The 16,304-nt window shown below is 49.6% G+C and carries 18 protein-coding genes and 2 tRNA genes; 4 read left to right on the top strand and 16 right to left on the bottom strand.

Features of this window, described 5'->3' with window-relative positions:
* Positions 1–17 precede the first annotated feature (17 nt).
* Together AC9UES_RS01020 and AC9UES_RS01025 are read left to right on the top strand one after the other, a co-directional pair.
* Complete coding sequence (locus AC9UES_RS01020) at positions 18–629, top strand: thymidine kinase (protein WP_509525813.1); 612 nt, start codon at positions 18–20, stop codon at positions 627–629.
* Between the two features lie 5 nt (positions 630–634).
* Positions 635–1,087 carry a DUF6993 domain-containing protein gene (locus AC9UES_RS01025; protein ID WP_509525815.1) on the top strand — a complete coding sequence of 151 codons (453 nt, stop codon included), beginning with the start codon at positions 635–637 and terminating at the stop codon, positions 1,085–1,087.
* Between the two features lie 18 nt (positions 1,088–1,105).
* Here AC9UES_RS01025 and AC9UES_RS01030 read toward each other — a convergent pair whose 3' ends face one another.
* The 5 genes from AC9UES_RS01030 to AC9UES_RS01050 all read right to left on the bottom strand — a co-directional run bounded on the left by AC9UES_RS01030 (position 1,106) and on the right by AC9UES_RS01050 (position 3,970).
* Positions 1,106–1,261 (bottom strand): hypothetical protein, encoded by a 156-nt coding sequence (locus tag AC9UES_RS01030; protein ID WP_509525817.1) that lies wholly within the window; start codon positions 1,259–1,261, stop codon positions 1,106–1,108.
* Complete coding sequence (locus AC9UES_RS01035; protein ID WP_509525819.1) at positions 1,261–2,037, bottom strand: class E sortase; 777 nt, start codon at positions 2,035–2,037, stop codon at positions 1,261–1,263. Before AC9UES_RS01035 ends, AC9UES_RS01030 begins: the two co-directional genes overlap by 1 nt.
* A gap of 46 nt (positions 2,038–2,083) precedes the next feature.
* Positions 2,084–2,157: transfer RNA gene (locus AC9UES_RS01040), tRNA-Ile, on the bottom strand.
* A 32-nt stretch (positions 2,158–2,189) separates the two neighbouring features.
* Positions 2,190–2,765, bottom strand: a complete 576-nt coding sequence (locus tag AC9UES_RS01045) for a hypothetical protein (RefSeq protein WP_509525821.1) — start codon at positions 2,763–2,765, stop codon at positions 2,190–2,192.
* A complete protein-coding gene (locus AC9UES_RS01050) occupies positions 2,762–3,970 on the bottom strand; it encodes a MurT ligase domain-containing protein (protein ID WP_509525823.1) in 1,209 nt (402 codons plus the stop codon). The genes AC9UES_RS01045 and AC9UES_RS01050 overlap by 4 nt, the downstream gene beginning before the upstream one ends.
* A 168-nt stretch (positions 3,971–4,138) precedes the next feature.
* Here AC9UES_RS01050 and AC9UES_RS01055 point away from each other — a divergent pair, with 168 nt between their 5' ends.
* A complete protein-coding gene (locus AC9UES_RS01055) occupies positions 4,139–4,957 on the top strand; it encodes a UbiA family prenyltransferase (RefSeq protein ID WP_509525826.1) in 819 nt (272 codons plus the stop codon).
* Positions 4,958–4,972: 15 nt separating this feature from the next.
* Here AC9UES_RS01055 and AC9UES_RS01060 read toward each other — a convergent pair whose 3' ends face one another.
* The gene (locus AC9UES_RS01060) at positions 4,973–6,454 is read right to left on the bottom strand and encodes a glycosyltransferase (RefSeq protein ID WP_509525828.1); all 1,482 of its coding nucleotides are present in this window, start codon (positions 6,452–6,454) and stop codon (positions 4,973–4,975) included.
* Positions 6,455–6,493: 39 nt separating this feature from the next.
* Positions 6,494–7,393: a multidrug DMT transporter permease gene (locus tag AC9UES_RS01065; protein WP_509525830.1), complete on the bottom strand. Its 900-nt coding sequence runs from the start codon at positions 7,391–7,393 to the stop codon at positions 6,494–6,496.
* Positions 7,394–7,473: 80 nt separating this feature from the next.
* Between AC9UES_RS01065 and def the strand changes: the two genes are divergently transcribed.
* The gene (gene def, locus AC9UES_RS01070) at positions 7,474–8,037 is read left to right on the top strand and encodes a peptide deformylase (RefSeq protein WP_509525832.1); all 564 of its coding nucleotides are present in this window, start codon (positions 7,474–7,476) and stop codon (positions 8,035–8,037) included.
* On the opposite strand, the gene AC9UES_RS01075 is transcribed toward def, so the two are convergent.
* The 9 genes from AC9UES_RS01075 to dusB form a co-directional block, all read right to left on the bottom strand.
* Entirely contained in the window at positions 8,034–8,339 is a 306-nt protein-coding gene (locus tag AC9UES_RS01075) for an AzlD domain-containing protein (RefSeq protein ID WP_509525834.1), read from the bottom strand. The genes def and AC9UES_RS01075 overlap by 4 nt on opposite strands.
* Positions 8,336–9,013: an AzlC family ABC transporter permease gene (locus AC9UES_RS01080; protein ID WP_509525836.1), complete on the bottom strand. Its 678-nt coding sequence runs from the start codon at positions 9,011–9,013 to the stop codon at positions 8,336–8,338. Before AC9UES_RS01080 ends, AC9UES_RS01075 begins: the two co-directional genes overlap by 4 nt.
* Entirely contained in the window at positions 9,003–9,665 is a 663-nt protein-coding gene (locus AC9UES_RS01085) for a response regulator (protein WP_509525839.1), read from the bottom strand. Before AC9UES_RS01085 ends, AC9UES_RS01080 begins: the two co-directional genes overlap by 11 nt.
* A gap of 11 nt (positions 9,666–9,676) precedes the next feature.
* A complete protein-coding gene (locus AC9UES_RS01090) occupies positions 9,677–10,936 on the bottom strand; it encodes a sensor histidine kinase (protein WP_509525841.1) in 1,260 nt (419 codons plus the stop codon).
* 41 nt (positions 10,937–10,977) lie between these two features.
* Positions 10,978–11,053: transfer RNA gene (locus AC9UES_RS01095), tRNA-Asn, on the bottom strand.
* A 46-nt stretch (positions 11,054–11,099) separates the two neighbouring features.
* Entirely contained in the window at positions 11,100–12,017 is a 918-nt protein-coding gene (locus AC9UES_RS01100; protein ID WP_509525844.1) for an NAD(P)-dependent oxidoreductase, read from the bottom strand.
* Positions 12,010–13,860, bottom strand: coding sequence for a DNA primase (gene dnaG, locus AC9UES_RS01105; protein ID WP_509525847.1), 1,851 nt, complete (start codon positions 13,858–13,860; stop codon positions 12,010–12,012). The genes AC9UES_RS01100 and dnaG overlap by 8 nt, the downstream gene beginning before the upstream one ends.
* 9 nt (positions 13,861–13,869) lie before the next feature.
* Positions 13,870–15,126 (bottom strand): deoxyguanosinetriphosphate triphosphohydrolase, encoded by a 1,257-nt coding sequence (locus AC9UES_RS01110; RefSeq protein ID WP_509525850.1) that lies wholly within the window; start codon positions 15,124–15,126, stop codon positions 13,870–13,872.
* Positions 15,127–16,302, bottom strand: a complete 1,176-nt coding sequence (gene dusB, locus AC9UES_RS01115) for a tRNA dihydrouridine synthase DusB (RefSeq protein ID WP_509525852.1) — start codon at positions 16,300–16,302, stop codon at positions 15,127–15,129. It lies immediately after the preceding gene.
* Between the last annotated feature and the right edge of the window lie 2 nt (positions 16,303–16,304).

Here is a 16,304-nt window from a genome sequence, read left to right on the forward strand (position 1 = left end):
GCTAAAATTGTAACAGTATGAGCAAGCTATATTTCCGCCACGGTGCGATGAACTCAGGTAAGTCAACTGCCCTATTACAGGCTGCCTATAACTACGAAGAACGCGGCCAAGCGGTATTGCTTGCTAAGCCAGCGGTAGACACCAAGGGAGATATGGCTATCTTGTCCAGGCTTGGAGTTGACCGAATGGTTGATTTCCTGGTTACACCCGATCTGAATCTTAGAAAAGAGTTTCAAAAGAGATCCTCTCTGCATCGAGAAAAGACCGGCAAAAGAGTTGCCTGCCTTCTGCTGGATGAATCCCAGTTTCTAACTCGTGAGCAAGTTGATCAGGCTCTAGAGATTGCAGTTCTGGATGATGTGCCGGTGCTGGCTTACGGCATTCGCACAGACTTTCTCACTAACGGCTTCCCCGGCTCGCTTCGCCTACTCGAGATAGCTCACAGCCTCGAAGAGCTCAAGACAATTTGCCGCTGCGGCAAGAAAGCGATGTTCAACGCCAGAAAGATAAATGACAGCTTCATCTTTGACGGGGACCAGGTTGCAATCGATGGCGAAGAAGTCACGTACGAGTCGCTATGCGCATCATGTTACTTTCGAGAAAAGGGCAACGCCGCTTCGGTGGTCTAGATAGAGTGCGAAACAAACAGGCACAAAAAGCAATATCAATTGCCCTGGTTCTAGGCGGATTAATTTCTGGCTGCACGTCCTCCGATCCACTATCAGAGCCAGAAGTTTCTAAGTCCCCCGAGGTCTTCTTTTACCCAACCGGATCCGCTGCGAGCAACTTGCCAGTATTTGAGAGTGTCATGAAAGAATCTGGTGCCGGAAAGCCAAATCATGACTTAACTGAAAGTATCAAGTTGCTTGGGGAAACCGGCTTTAGTATCGCAGCAATTACTCACACCCAGCTCGAAACAAAGACCCGCCAACCACCCGAGTCGGTTAGCTTGGCAGTAGCTTTCAAGGGAGAGTGCCTTATTGCCCAGTTCTCCGACATCTGGCTCACCACAACAGTCGCGGACGAACTAGCTTCTGGATGTTTGATAGGGGATGTTGTAAAGGCAAGCCTAGAAACCCAGCAATAGAACTAAGGTTTCAGCGTATTACTCAACCGTTGACTGCTCGGACAAGAAAGTCTGAGCTACCCACGGGAACACCCATTCAAAGAGCACAAAAACCACAATCACCAAGATGATTGTCAGTTGAATCAACTTCAGAAATACTCCTCCAGGTAGCAATCGCCATAACGCTGCATACATCAGGAATTTTCCTTCACTACATCGGCTATTTCGTTTGGAGGTCCGCCAGCTCTTGGATACCAACCGCTGTATAGACCGTAGGCAATGACGCGCTCCGAAACCGTGAACTTGGGGTGACAGCTAGTAAGGGTTATTACCCTGGCACCTGGCACCTCTTCCTGCAATTTTGGAAATGAATTCAAGACCTTGACGTCAGTTTCCCAGACATACTCAAGATTTCTAAACTCGTAAGCGTGCCAACCCTCCGGCACCTCAACATAGATGTGGTCGCCGATTCGAAGCTCTCCTATGTTCCCAAAAGGTGCCCCGAATGTGGTTCGGTGAGCCGCTAGGGCGAAGTTTCCATCGGCTCCCAGCTGTTCAGATTCAAGGTACCTTCCGACTCCTAGCCTCCGGCTATTGAGAACCGTTGCGACATCGACACCCTCAGCGATTGTTCGAACATACTCTGGCCCAAACCTTGGTACGTAAAGTAATGCAAAAGCCTCGCCTTCGGTAGGTGAGGCAGTAACCGGTGGTTTCTCATTACTTGGATTGACAATAGCCGTTGCTGGTTTTTGTTCTGCAGAGGAGGACTCTGGCTCCTGCCACTGCTGGGCAAGGGCGCTTGCAGATTGATTCTGGCGATCGCCCTGAATAGTGTCGTTCAGCATCAAGTGCCAAGCCAGAAATAGACCCATAAGGGCTCCGGCAGTTACGAGCACTTCTCCAGTTACACCAGTTACTCGCATTAGCTTTGATCGCTTGCGAATAAAACCTCTGGTTGGGTAGCTCATAGGAATCAACTCTACCCAAGGCAAAAATACCTAGCGGATTAACCGGTGGGGAGTACGGGACTTGAACCCGTGACCGACGGATTATGAGTCCGCTGCTCTAACCAGCTGAGCTAACTCCCCTCGCAATTACTAAGACTAGACGATAAAGACCGTTAGCTTCCTAAGGCCTTTGATCGAACACCCTGCAACACCGGAGCTAACCGTGACTGATGAACTGCCGGGAGCTCAGTAGTTACTCCCATTGATGAGAGAACAATGTTCAAAAGATTCTCGTTCTTGGCAAGGATTGGACCAAACAGAGAGGTCGAGATGAACGCTTGTTCTATAAAGAAATCAACATCGATCTCGTTGTTTTTGTATCCAAACACTCTCAGATCCCCAAAGCTTACTTCACGATGCTGGCTTACCCTTGGTGCGTTCTTTAGTTCTGGCAGCCCAGGCAATCTAGAGCAGAAGAACTCGTGGGCGGAACCAACAAGCAAGGTTGCCTTTCCGGTTCTTAGGCGCTCGGCTACCAAATCTGTAATTGCAACAAGTTCTGACTCGAACTCACGCATAACTGCTCTCGAGCCATCGCCAACAAGTAAAAAGTCCACGTCTTGGAGTTCAGTAGAAGTCACAGAGTATTGAGCACCGCGCCACTCAAGCTGCTTTGCAAGCACCTCAATGTTTCCCTGATCACCGTTGTTGTTGAAATAGGTTGGCTTGAAGGTCGCTAATTTGATCATTTCGCCAACCCCAAGTACCTTCTGGTGCGTCGCATCGCATCGGCTGTGAATAGCACCGTTGGGCTGGGTCCGGCAAGCTCCAGAAAAGCATCTGCTGCTTTATCGGCTTCGAGAATAATCTTGTCAACCTGAACGTCCTGATACATAAGCCTCAGTGCTAAGTCGTAAGCGTTTTTGCCACCAACTACGTCCACGTGCTTCAGCTTTGAAAAATCCACTGTCCACAGCCAGCTTGGATCGCTGATGTCTCCGCCAGCCATAATCATCAACGGGCTAGTCTGATCGGAAATCTCGCTAAGACTGTGAGTGAAACTTGTTGGATTAAGACACAGCAAAAACCTCACATCTTTGCCACGAACTGAAGCGATTTCATCTCTAGCAAATACAGGGGGCAAATTTGAAACTGTCTTTTCGACCAAAGCCCAATCTGGCTCAATCAATTTGGAAACAGCAGCGATGGAAGCAGCGAGGTTGAGAGCTTGGTGGGGAGCGTCAGCTTTTGTTTCGAAGCTAAGAAGACGCCCGTTGACTCTTACCTGAAGAAATCTATCACCGAGTTTCGAGACTTCAATCGAGGGCTCAAATTTAGGCTCTGGCCCAAAGTTTATTGCGTAGCTTGGGCGAGGTTGAATTGAAGTCGATAAACCAAAGCCGGTGATTTTCTCAGAATCTGTAAATTGGGTTAGGTTCTTGTCATCCACGTTTACAACGGCGTGATCTGAATGGTCGTAAATCTTTTTCAGCTTCTCAACTACGAGTTCCGGGTCAACGAAGCGGTCAAGCTGGTCTGAATAGACATTTGTAAGCACAGCAAGTCTTGGACGAAGCGACTCCACTAGGGCTGCACCGTGGCCCTCATCCCATTCCAGGACAACAAAATCCGCGTCAATGTGACCTCGGTAATCACCAAACTGAAGTATTGCAGCATAGAGGCCTTGCTTGATGTTTGCTGTCGAGGGGTTTGTGAAGATCTTGTAACCATGGGCTCTTAGAAGCGCTACAAGTACTTGAGTTGTTGAGCTCTTACCAGAGCTGCCTGACACTACAACCAAGCCCTTCCTTGCCGAACGAATTGCATCGCTTAGCAAGTTCGGAGCTATTGAGCTAGCAACTGTTCCAGGGAAGGCGGAGCCTCCCCCACGCCGAAAGATACGGATGATGAATCTAACGATTCTGCCAACTGCAACAGCCAGGATGCTAATCACTGAATTTCCGTGCCCTAAGCCGCGGCTTCTGAAATCGAATCACCCCACTACTTTACCGACGAACCCTGGAATTGACTGTGATGCTAGTGCTACAAGCAATAAAGTCTGAGGTGTAAGCCATGACAGCTGAATGCTTACGCTTAGAAAAGGCAGTCAAGAGGTAAATTCATGTGGCTAAAAGCTTTGGCTCTTTTCAGATCCACTCATCCACTTCCCTCGCTGTCTGTTGCGAGCTTCGCCGTCATGTTTGGAATTGGAGTGGGCTTACCACTAGAAAAACTTGGGCTAGTTGGTTTAGCAGTTCTGGCGCAGCAGTTCTCGGTTGGTCTTTCCAATGACTGGTTAGATGCTGGAAGAGATATAGCCGTAAAGAGATTCGACAAACCGGTGGTTCAGGGAATAGTTTCGGTAGCTCTGGTTAGAGCAGCTTCGCTGGTTTCAGCAGTTACTGCTCTAGTTCTCGCCTTTGCACTAGGCGCTGCAGCATTTTTATGGATGTTGCCTATGCTTGCAATCGGCTGGGCATACAACCTAGGGCTCAAGTCCAATGGCTTCTCGGTTGTTCCGTACATTCTTGGTTTTGGAATTCTTCCAGCCTTCGTCACGCTCTCGCGCCAAGAGCCATCACTGCCTCCAGTTTGGGTGATGATTGTTGCCGGACTCTTTGGTCTCGCTGCCCATTTTGCCAACACGCTGCCAGATCTTCTAGCTGACAAGCAGACAGGAGTTAGAGCCCTTCCGCACATTCTCGGTCAGAGAGCTTCTGCCCTGGTAATTGCCGTAACCGCTAGTTCCGCATCGCTAATTTTGGTGACCCAAAGCAGCAAGCTAGTTCCTTTGATTTCTATTGGCGGGTTGGGGCTAACAGTAGTTTTGTCTCTACTGGCTAGCGTTCTGGCTCTTAGCCCAAACCCTCCAAAGCTGGTTTTTCATCTTCTGCTTCTGGCTTCGCTGGTGAATGTTGTCATGTTGATGCTGGGTTCGTAGTTGGCAACAATTTGCCTAAGGAAGTTCTTCTCTTCTGAGTCTCTCCGCCGCTTTCTTGACACCCTTGCGCACTCGAATCTCTAGCTTCTTGGCAGCGAAGGCCACGTCGTCACGAACTTCTTCCAGACGCTCTATTACTTCATCCCTGGTGTCTTCAGCCCTGGCGATAATTTCCCTACGAGTGAGTTCCGCTTGTTCGCGCAGCTTCGCTGAACGCCTCCTGGCCAAAGCAATAGATCTACTGATGGTTTTACTCAGACTTCCGATAGGAAGCGAGTAAGTGTCGAGGTTGTCGGCGGTCTCGTTCTCTTCCTGTGTTTCACCGCTGTAAAGGCCCTCAAAGATTTTTATGGTGCGATCTATATCGTGTGACTGAATCAAGTGCAGTGAGTTTTCCGAGAGGCGATCCAGCTCTTTCTGATCAGCGGTAAGCACCTTTAGAAGTCGGTCTGCGAAAGCCTTGACGTCATCGGGTGGAAACAGATAACCGTTGTCACCATCGTGCACCAAATGGGGCAGCGCCATGGCGTCAGCTGCCACCACGGGACGACCCGAGGCCATGGCCTCCATGGTGGCAATTGATTGCAGCTCTGCAATCGAGGGCATGGCAAATACTGTTGCTCGTTCGTAAACCTTTGGCAACTCTTCGTCAGAGATATGACCGCGGAATTCGACGTTCTCTTCTAACCCCAAGTCCTTGGCAAGATTCTCTAGATACTCGCGCTCTCCTCCGTCGCCCACAATTTCAAGTTTTACCTTTAGCGATTTTGGCAGTAGCGCCACGGCCTGAATTAGGTTGTGGATGTGTTTCTCGTAATCGAGACGACCCAAAAAGAGAATTCTTGGCTCTGAGTTTGTTGTGGGGCTGTTGTTTGCAAAATTTGAAGCTTCGATGCCACAAGACACAGCCAGCACTCCGGTTAGACCCGCAGCATTTTCCAGAAGGGTGGCGGCTTTTCTTGTTGGGGTTGTCACCACGTCTGCTTTTTTCAGTATTCGACCAGTGTCCTTCCAAGCAAGGCTCATGGCGGTTTTCTCTGCCCAGCGCGGAATAACCAGCGAGTACTTGATTAGGTTCTCGGGCATGATGTGGTTGGTGGCAATAACGCGAATGCCCTGCTGCCTGGCAGATCTCATTAGGTACCGGCCAACAATCATATGAGAGTTGATGTGGACCGCATCTGGCTTTAGGTCTTTCAGAACTCGATCGGTCTTAGCCTTTAGAGTAAATGGCCAAACGTATCTCAAGGTCTTGTGTTGCACCACCCGGTAGCTTTTGAGACGGTGAACGGTCATTGAGCTGGAATCGTGAACTTCGGTGAAGGTCCCATATCTTTTGCTATAGGAAGGTGCAATGACGTGCACCTCGTGCCCCGCCCGAACTAAACCAGCAGCTAGCCGCTCAGCGAACCTGGATGCCCCATTTATGTCTGGCGGGAAGGTGTCGCAGCCAATGACCACGCGCATGCGTCTACTAGCTTTTACTGCTTCAGTCATTTCATCCCTGAGATTGAATGTTGGGGTGTGATTACAAGTTTACTTGACTGAAGCCTTGGCTCGATTTCTTAGTTCCGGGTGAACCTTGGACAGCAAATATACTCCGCAGATGGCTAGCAGCCCAAAGGCTGAGAAAAGAGAGCCTGAGCCCAGGGTGGCCTCCTGGGCCTCGCCCAGGATGCCAATTGCAATTGTAATTGCCACTATTGGATCAATAACAGTCAAACCTGCGATAACCAGATCGGGGGGACCGGAGGCATATGCATTCTGAACGAACCAGCCTCCTAGAAGCACGGCGCCTATCATGCTCACAACTGCAATCAAGGTCAAGATGTCGTAGTCCATCTGATACAGGCGCTGGATTGTTACCTTGGCAAGAGTTGCTACAAACCCATAGAGCACTCCGGCTCCGAGAATATAAGTGAGCGCTTGGGCTTTTTTGCCGAAGATGAAAAACAGCGCCGCAAAAGCAACCAAGATAACTACAAAAAGCAGCAGCACTCGAAGTAAGTTCTCATCGGTCAGCTCTACTTGAGCCGCCACCTGAGATGCGGTAACCACAAAGCCGCCAACCCCAAAGGTGCTTAGTCCGATTGCCAAAATGGTGGCTCGATTTAGTTTGGTCTTGGTATAGCGGGCATTAAGCACAGAGGTAATTACCAGAGCTATCGCGCCGATGGGCTGCACCACAATAAGTGGTGCTAGCGAAAGCGCCCCAAGCTGCAACAGCATCGCCAAAAACATCAAACCGGTTCCAGAAACCCAGCGGGGTTTTATCAGCAGATTGACTAGTTCTCTAATCGAGAGTGAAACTTTAGGTTGGACGTGTTTTTCTCTGCTAGTTGAAACCGCTTGATTTTGAAACTGCGCACCAAAAGCTAAAGCAACCGCTGCCAAGACGGCAAGAACAATTGCTAATAATCGAAGTTCTGGTCCCACAAGTATTCCTAAAATTTCCCAAATTCGAGCCTAGCCCTGAATTGAGCTGTTTAGCCAAAACTAACGGCTAGATTTGAGCCATGATCAGGCCAATACGCATCTACGGGGACGAGGTGCTGCACCAGCGGGCCCAGCAGGTCACTAAATTTGATCAGGAGCTGACCGATCTAGTTCACGACATGTTCGAAACCATGCAAAACGCTCCAGGAGTTGGTCTAGCGGCCCCTCAGGTGGGCGTGGCGCTTCGAATGTTTGTCTATGACTATCCCGATGATGATGACAACCGTCGAAGAGGGGTAGTGATAAATCCGACAATCACTATCGGGCCAATAGCAGAGGAAGAACCTGATGAAGAATTGCACAGCGAAGGCTGCCTTTCAGTGCCTGGTGAAAGATTCTTACTACAGCGAGCTGATTGGGCAATTATCGAAGGTGTGGATCTAGAGCAAAAGCCAGTAAAAATCGAAGCCGAAGGCTGGTTCGCAAGGATCTTCCAACATGAGTTTGATCACCTTGAAGGAATCATTTACGTCGACAAGCTGCCAGGGGATGCCAAAAAGGAAGCTTTCGAAACCATGGCCGAGCTTGGTTGGAATAGACCGGGGCAGTCCTGGCTACCAGGAACCGACCGCCTTGAGGACTAAAACCATATCCGTAGCAAGCTAGCAACTGCCGCCGCGGCAATCACCACAAATATAAATGGAACTCTCAAGTAGAAAAGAACGGCTGCAACAGCCAAGGCGGCTACCCTCGCGTCTAAGGTAATTCCTTCTGAAGAGACGAAAGTTTGAACTCCAACAAGACCCGCAAGCATTGCTACCGTAAGTAGCGCCGCCAGCGATCGAATGCTGGGATTCTTAACAAAGCGTTCAGGAACCAAATGGCCAAGTAACTTCCACGAATAAACTAGGGCGCTTGCTAACAGCACCCCTACCCAAAGCGTCATTTTCTTTTTCCTAAAAGCTCGATTATCCAGAAGGCAACGGCAACACCTGCGGTGAGAAGGACTGGAATACCGGCTGGCACAAATTTTGAAAGCAAGGTGGCCGTGAATGCTGAAACCACAGCTAGCAGCAATAGTTTGGATTCTTTGAGGCTTGGCCAAATCAATCCAAGAAAAGCTGCTCCAGCGGCTGCGTCTAAGCCCCAATCGGCTGGGTCACCAATTACCGAACCAAGTAACGCTCCAGCTGCCGTAAGCAAGTTCCAAAATACGAATACTGCAATCCCCGTAAGCCAGAAACCCTGGCGCTGTTTTGAGGGATCAGGCTCTTGGGAAAGCGATACCCCATTTGATTCATCAATTGTTAACTGAGCTCCAATTGGTTTCAAGATTCCAGACAGTGACAAGACTGGAGCCAATCTAATTGCATAGAAGCCGTTTCTTACACCAAGTAGCCAAGATGACAAAACTGCAGGAACCACTCCCGCACCGGTTGCAATTACACCAACAAATGCAAACTGACTACCACCGCTAAACATCAAAAGGCTTAGCGCCATGGTTTGCCAAAAATCTAAACCGGCAGCAACCGAGAGAGCTCCAAAAGAAATACCGTAGAGACCGGTTGCAAAACCCACCCCGAATGAGATCGCTTTGACGCTTTGTGCTTCACTTGGCATCTAACACCCCATTCTGCACGAGCTTGATAATAAGCTCACTTGCGCTAAGAAAGCCTAGCGAAAGAGCAAGCGCTTGGTATTTATCAAGACTTAGCTCCGGCTTGGAGCCGGCCATTATCTTTGGCCACTCCTCGGCGAGTTTTTCAATCAGGCCCCTTTTTCTTACCGGTAGCGCAATAACTGCTTGACTCAATACGAAATTGTTCTTGGATATAGGCGGGGTTTCGGTAAGTAACTTTGCAAGTTCTGCTAGGTCAATAACTGGCTCAGCTGAAGCTGCGGCCCTAATGATTTTTATGAGCCCCTCAGGTCCGCTATCGATACTCACCACATCGTGCATTCCAGCCCCGAGAGCTTGGACGCGGAGGGTTGCAATGTCATAGACCGTGGTGAGAACTGCATTGGGAACATCAGAGGATTTGGAATAGCTTTGCCTGAGCTCTAGGAATGAATCGACTCCAGTTTTGCTGTCTAGCTGTTGATCGATGACGATGACATCCACCAACAAATCAGGTAGCTGGTTTAGCTCACCTTTGCCGCCATCCGATTCGAAGACCACGGTGATATTTTCTGTGGCATCAAGAATTGCCCTACGGGCAGTTCGAACACTCGTGTTCCAATCAATCAGGGCAATTCGAAGTGAATGGCTCATTTAGGTTTTTATCAGTCTTGCATGGGGCGAAGAATCGGGAAAAGAGCTGACACGGTAAAACCAACCCCAACTACACGCTGAGCTTCTAAGGATCCACCGAAGCTCTCTACTCGCTCACGCATAGCTGTGATTCCGGGTCCGATGACTTTTTCTAGGAGGTTACCGATGTCATCGTTGGCGTCATAGGGAGCTGGTAGGCCATTCGGGCCAACATCACTTTTTCGAACCACCTCGACACCGTTGTCTCGAATGATTACCTGAAGGCTTGTTTCAAACCAGGTAATTTCAACGGTTACCATTGTGCCCTTGGGGTTATGTTGGCGAACATTCTTGATTGCCTCAAAAACTATCCGGTAAATTGCTAGCTCCATTGAGCTATCTAATGCAACCCGCGAACCCGAGTAGGTAACCGCCATGTTGTAACCAGCCTCGCGCATATTTAGCTCAAGAGCCGAAATGCTTTCTAGAGTGGGAGGCGCGGTGGAGATCATAGTTCCGCGATTAATGGTCTCGTAAAGCCTTCTAAGTTCGGCGTGAGCTGCCTTTGCGCTCAGCAGCACTTTGTCTAAGGCCCGCAAACCCGCAGCTGGATCTAACTTGGCCGTGTACAAGCCAGCTTCGGCATTAGTAATGACCGAAGAAATATGCTGCACAGCACTTTCGTTCATATCCCCCGCCATCTCGAAGCGCTTGGCTTGCTCCGCGAGCTCCAGCGAGATCTCATCTTGCTGGGAGTTTGAGTATTTGCGGTTGCCTTGAAATTGCCTCTGAAGATATTGCTCACGCACGAGTCGACCGCCCACTGCGGCAAGGCCAATTAGGCTCGCTGCCAAGATCGATCCAACAATGAAGAAAAGCAGTCTTCCAGTGTCAGTAAATTCAATTATCCCCAAGTTCGGCAGTGAAAGATTTGGGTTATTGGAAGCGCTTGCGACGATCAAAAATGAAGTAGCGCTGACGGCCAGAATGTTGATTACTCGCCAAGGATTAGCCGTGGATACGCCGGCAACAAAAGCAACGACTGCAAGAACTAGGTTCCCAAAAGATGGCACCGCCGAGAAGCCAATGTGTAGGGCGGCTCCGACAAAGAGCAGTGCGCCTGTGAGGTAGCTATATTGTCTGACGAACAGCGAAGCTAATGCGAATGGTACAGAAAGTAGAAAGTAACTAATTCCGCCAGTAACAGCATTGATTCCGCCAAAAACAGCCAAGAGGGTGAGAGAAAGAGCAATCTCTGGAACCCATTTGGTGTCTAGTATCCAGCGAATCACACATATCTCCTGAGGGTTGCCTTGATGTGGGTTGGATTCTCTGGCTCCCCGGCTTGGACTCGAACCAAGAACCTATCGGTTAACAGCCGATTGCTCTGCCAATTGAGCTACCGAGGAATGCTTGCGCAGCCTCCAACACTACCAAAAATGGGGCCTTGCTATATCAGTAGCCCAAGGATGCGCTAACCTCGCCCACCCAGGCACCGTTACCCAAAAAAGCCTTCACGTTCTGCTCAATTCGGGTTGCAAATAGCCTGGTGACTATTTCCTTGGTGTCAGCGGTATGAGGCGTCAGAATCAGGTCATCACGGCCAAAAAAGCCGTGCCCATCTGGAAGCGGTTCAGGGTCGGTTACATCTAACCCGGCCCCGGCTAGAAGACCGTCATCCAACGCTCGAACTAGATCATCGCTAACCACAATTGGTCCTCTGGCTACATTAACAAGATAGGCAGTCGGCTTGAAAAACGATAGCCGTTGGTAATTAATTAACCCGCGAGTTTTCTCTGTCAAAGCGCAGGTCACAATCACAAGATCAGCTTCTGGAATCAAGCTATCCAGTTTTTCCAGCCCCGCTACCTTTTTTGCACCAGAGAAGGGTAGCTCAGCGTTGTTTCTCACCACAGTTATCTCAGCCCTAAATGGCACAAGAAGCTTTGTGAGCTCATCTGATATTCCGCCAGCACCAATGAGCAAAACTTTTGAATCATAGAAACTAAAGGCTTCACGCTTACCCCAACTGGAAGCCTTGATGCGAATGGGAAGCTTTCGACCAAGAGCCAAAGCAAGCATTAGGGCATGCTCAGCTACCGGCTCCCTATAGGCTCCTTTAGCGCTAGTGAACAAAACGTTTTTGTCTAATTGCTCAGCGAATGCATCAACTCCAGCAAATGGTAACTGCACCCATTCCAACTGGGGGTTGCTACCAATCAATTCACCGAGTGCTGCGGGGGAAGAGTAATCCGTCCAGACCAGGCCACGAACTTCCGGCCCCATCGAAGAGAGCTTCGCACCGCCTAGTTCCAAAGCTTTTTCGTACTCCGGAAAGCTCTTTGGCTCGATTGCCACAAAATTGTTAGCCACCTTGAAGCGCCCGTCTCCGTTGTTCGATATCCATAAGCTCTTTTTGGATTTCAGAAATCTTGGCCGAATCCGATGGTTCGGTTTGACGAAGAACGGCTTGCAAGGAAAGCTTCTGCCTAGTGAGCAGGTTTATAAAACCACTAACCGCAACGCCATCGATATAGCGCTTGAGCTCTTCAGGGGTACTCGCCGGTAGAGATGTTGCGGCCATCGCCCGAAGGATCTGATGAAGCGCTGGGTCAAGCGACTCTGAGAGCTTTACCAACCAGGTTGAGTCTTTGCGGTGTGCGGTATTCGCCAAAAGAGCTGAGGCAAGCAATGCATGCACCTTTGCTAGAAAATCTCCTGAAACTAGTTCGAGGAATTTATCGTCTTCAATCTCTGATGGGTGCTGAATTAGGACCTCTAGTAACTGTCGCTCGAATCGAATAGTGGGGTCTCGAAGATCTGGTTCTTCGAATGCTTGCACAGCAGGCTCTGCGGCAATGTCTTGTCGCATTGGAGCTACAGCCGCTACAACCTTGTCCTTGATAGCTCGCTCTACCAATGCGCTGACTTCCGAAACATCAAGATTTACCCAGTTGGCCACTTCTCGAAGGTAAACAGAACGCATTGCAGAGTCCCGAATGGTTGCAATGACGCTAGCAGCTGCCCTGGCGGCACCAACTCGACCTTCCACGCTGGATAGGTCAAAGTTTTTTAGTTTCTGCTTGATAGCAAACTCATAGATGGGCTTTTTGCTTTCGATCATCAGCTGCACGGCTTCATCGCCTTTTTGCACCCGGAGATCAGAAGGGTCTAGGCCATCTGGTCCAACCGCTATGAAGCTGTTGGCGTGGAACTTTTCGGCGTCTGCGAAAGCGCGCATGGCTGCTTTTTGACCAGCTTCGTCTGGATCAAAAGTGAAAATCACTTCTGCAGGAATATCCACATTTGCCGAAAGCATGCGATTCAAGATCCTGATGTGCTCATCTCCAAAAGCAGTGCCACAGGTAGCAACCGCGTTGGTGACTCCAGCTAGGTGGCAAGCCATCACGTCGGTATATCCCTCAACTACAACTACCTTTTGTGACTTGGAGATTTCCTTTTTAGCTAGATCAATTCCATACAGCACCGCTGACTTGTGATACACCGGAGTTTCTGAAGTGTTTAGATACTTGGGCCCCTGGTCATCATCAAATAGTTTTCTAGCTCCAAAACCAATCACCTGGTTAGACGTGTCTCTAATTGGCCAAATTAGTCTTCCGCGGAACTTGTCGTAAAGACCGCGCTCTCCCCTGGAGGCCAGCGAGGCGAGCACTAACTCATCCTCGGTGAAACCCAACGTCTTGAGGTGATCAACCAGATTGTTCCAACCCTTTGGCGCAAAGCCCACCCCAAAAGTTTCGGCAGCTGATTTATCGAAACCACGCGATTTCAAGAAGTCTCGGCCGGTAGTTGCCGCATCGGCTCCTAGTTGCTCGACAAAGTATTTGGAAGCAGCAAGATTTGCTTCATAGATTCTTGCTTTTTGTCCCTGGTCTGGGGCGTTTGAGCCAGCTTCGTAGGTAAGGGTGTAGCTGGCTTTTTGTGCAAGATTCTCAACCGCTTCGTAAAAGCTAAGTGATTCCATCTCCTGCAAAAACTTGTACACATCGCCGCCGGCGCCGCAACCAAAGCAGTGATAGAAGCCCTGCAGGGGCCTGACATTAAATGACGGTGACTTCTCCTGATGAAACGGGCAGAGCCCCTTTAGGCTACCCGCGCTAGCTGGCTTTAGAGCAACGTATCCGCCAATTACATCGGCGATGTTTACTCGAGCTTTTACTTCCTCGATGTCTCTCGCGCTAATTTTTCCGGCCACTTGATAATCCTATTTAGTCACTAGTTCGTGGTGCATGCTAAGTGCAGATACGTCAGTAAGTGATGCCACTTGGTCAACAACCACACGGTGTTTTTGCTCCTGCGAGGTAGCATCCTGCCAAGCACTAGCGCAGTAAGTGTCTAGGTGCTTGCCATTGGCTGCTAGCAGCGCATCTGCTAGCTCTGAGAGAATTGCTCTTTGCCACTGGTAATAAGGCTGCCTTTTCTCATCCGACATCAAATAGGCAGAAACTATTCCTTTGAGAACTGCTATCTCAGCTCTAACTTCTGATGGAACCAACAGAGCTCCCTGGTATCTAACTAAATGCTCGGAAGCGTTTGCTAATTCTGTTTGGTCTGTGGTTCTTCTAACAAATGAGCCAATCAGAGCGCTCGTTAGGTTCTTGAGGGTTGCCTGATCTTTCATTTCACCACTGTGATTTGACAGCCAATAACTATTTGAGCGCAACCTAGCAAGAGCCGATTCAAAATCTGAACTAGCCAAATCAGACCCATCCCACTGAGCAATTTTTTGAATCAGTTCAGCATCAGAAGCTGTCGAATTGATCTCGGCTAGATTCACGTATCCCGAGACAATCGCATCCTCGAAGTCGTGAACAGAGTATGCGACGTCATCAGCAAAATCCATAACCTCGGCTTCAATGCACTTACGCATTGGTGTTGCACCGGCTCTTAAGAATTCAAAGACATCTTTGTCGTCCTGGTAGTAACCAAATTTCACCGAGAAATCTCCGCCGGTTTCTGCTTGCCCTGATTCTCTTGCCCACGGGTATTTACACGATGCATCCAACGCTGCGCGAGTGAGGTTGAGACCGCGGCTTTTTCCGTTGGCATCAAATACTTTTGGTTCGATTCGAGATAGCAGTCTTAGGGTTTGGGCGTTGCCTTCGAATCCCCCGAAGTCTTTAGACCATTCGTTTAGTGCTGCTTCGCCATTGTGTCCAAAGGGAGGGTGTCCCAAATCGTGAGCCAAGCAAGCCGTATCAACTACGTCTGGATCAATGCCTAGTTCTTGAGCCATCTCACGACCCACTTGAGCAACCTCAAGCGAGTGGGTAAGCCTGGTTCTGGCAAAATCACCATTCGAAGGCGAAAGTACCTGAGTTTTAGCGCCGAGTCTTCGAAGAGCAGAGGAGTGCAAAACTCTGGCTCGGTCCCTTGCGAATTCTCCTCGTTTGATTGAGCCCGAGCGATCTTCTGCAACAAATCGTTCTTGATCTGATTCTTGATAGCCTCGGCTAATCATTTAGCCACCCGAAACATTTAGTTCGGCCTCAAGTAGCGAAAGCCTCGCGGAGTCGCCAAGCTCTCTCGAATCCAACCAGTGCTCTGGCAAAGCGCAGCTCTTCATTCCCCCGGCTCTTCCTCTTGGACCCTCGGCCTCGTCTCCTGGGTATGGCATGCTGCGATCTAAAGTTCCAAGAAGTTCATCCATGTGGGTCAGGGTTTCAACGCTTGCAAGAGCCGCTCGTAAGGATCCTCCAACTGGGTAACCCTTGAAATACCAAGCAACGTGCTTTCTGATATCCCTGCAGGCACGTAGTTCATCACCGAAAAACTCAACAAGAAGTTCCGCATGCTTTTTGAAGGCGTCTGCCACCTCGCCCAAGTTTGGTTGAACCTGCGAGTAATTAACTTTGGCATTTGGGTTCTCAAGATAAGAGCGGAAGGCATTTTCCAAATCTGCAAAAAGCCAGGGCCTTCCAAGACATCCTCTACCAACAACCACCCCATCAACACCGGTTTGCTTCATCATGTTTACGGCGTCCTGCGCAGACCAGATGTCTCCATTTCCAAGAACTTGCACATCGGGTAAAGCTGCCCTGAGTTCCGCAATCGCATCCCAGTCAGCTTTGCCAGAGTAGTAGTCAGCAGCGGTTCGACCATGCAGGGCAACTGCCGCTACCCCGGCATCCCTTGCGGCTTTTCCGGATTCTAAGAAAGTCAGGTGATCGGCGTCGATACCCTTTCGCATCTTGACTGTCACTGGGATATTCCCAGCAGCCTTCACGGCACTCTGGACAATCGCTTGGAAAAGATCTTGCTTCCAAGGAAGGGCTGCCCCGCCACCTTTCCGGGTTACTTTTGGAACTGGGCAGCCAAAGTTTAGATCGATGTGGTCGGCGCGATCTTCAGAGACCAGCATGGTGACTGCATCTGCGATGGTTTTAGGATCAACCCCGTATAACTGCACGGAGCGAACCTTTTCACTCTCGTGGTGACCAATTAGTCTCATGGACTCTTCAGTTCGCTCCACAAGGGCCCTAGAAGTAACCATTTCCGAAACGTAGAGTCCTCCGCCAAATCCTTGGCAGAGTCTTCGGTAAGCGGTGTTTGTGATGCCAGCCATTGGAGCAAGTACTACCGGCACATCAATCGCTATGTTGCCATAGCTCAAAGCCGGTTTAGTTTGTGCCTGCATGA

The sequence above is a fragment of the Rhodoluna sp. genome (genome assembly GCF_044232805.1).
In the GTDB taxonomy this organism is placed as follows: domain Bacteria; phylum Actinomycetota; class Actinomycetes; order Actinomycetales; family Microbacteriaceae; genus Rhodoluna.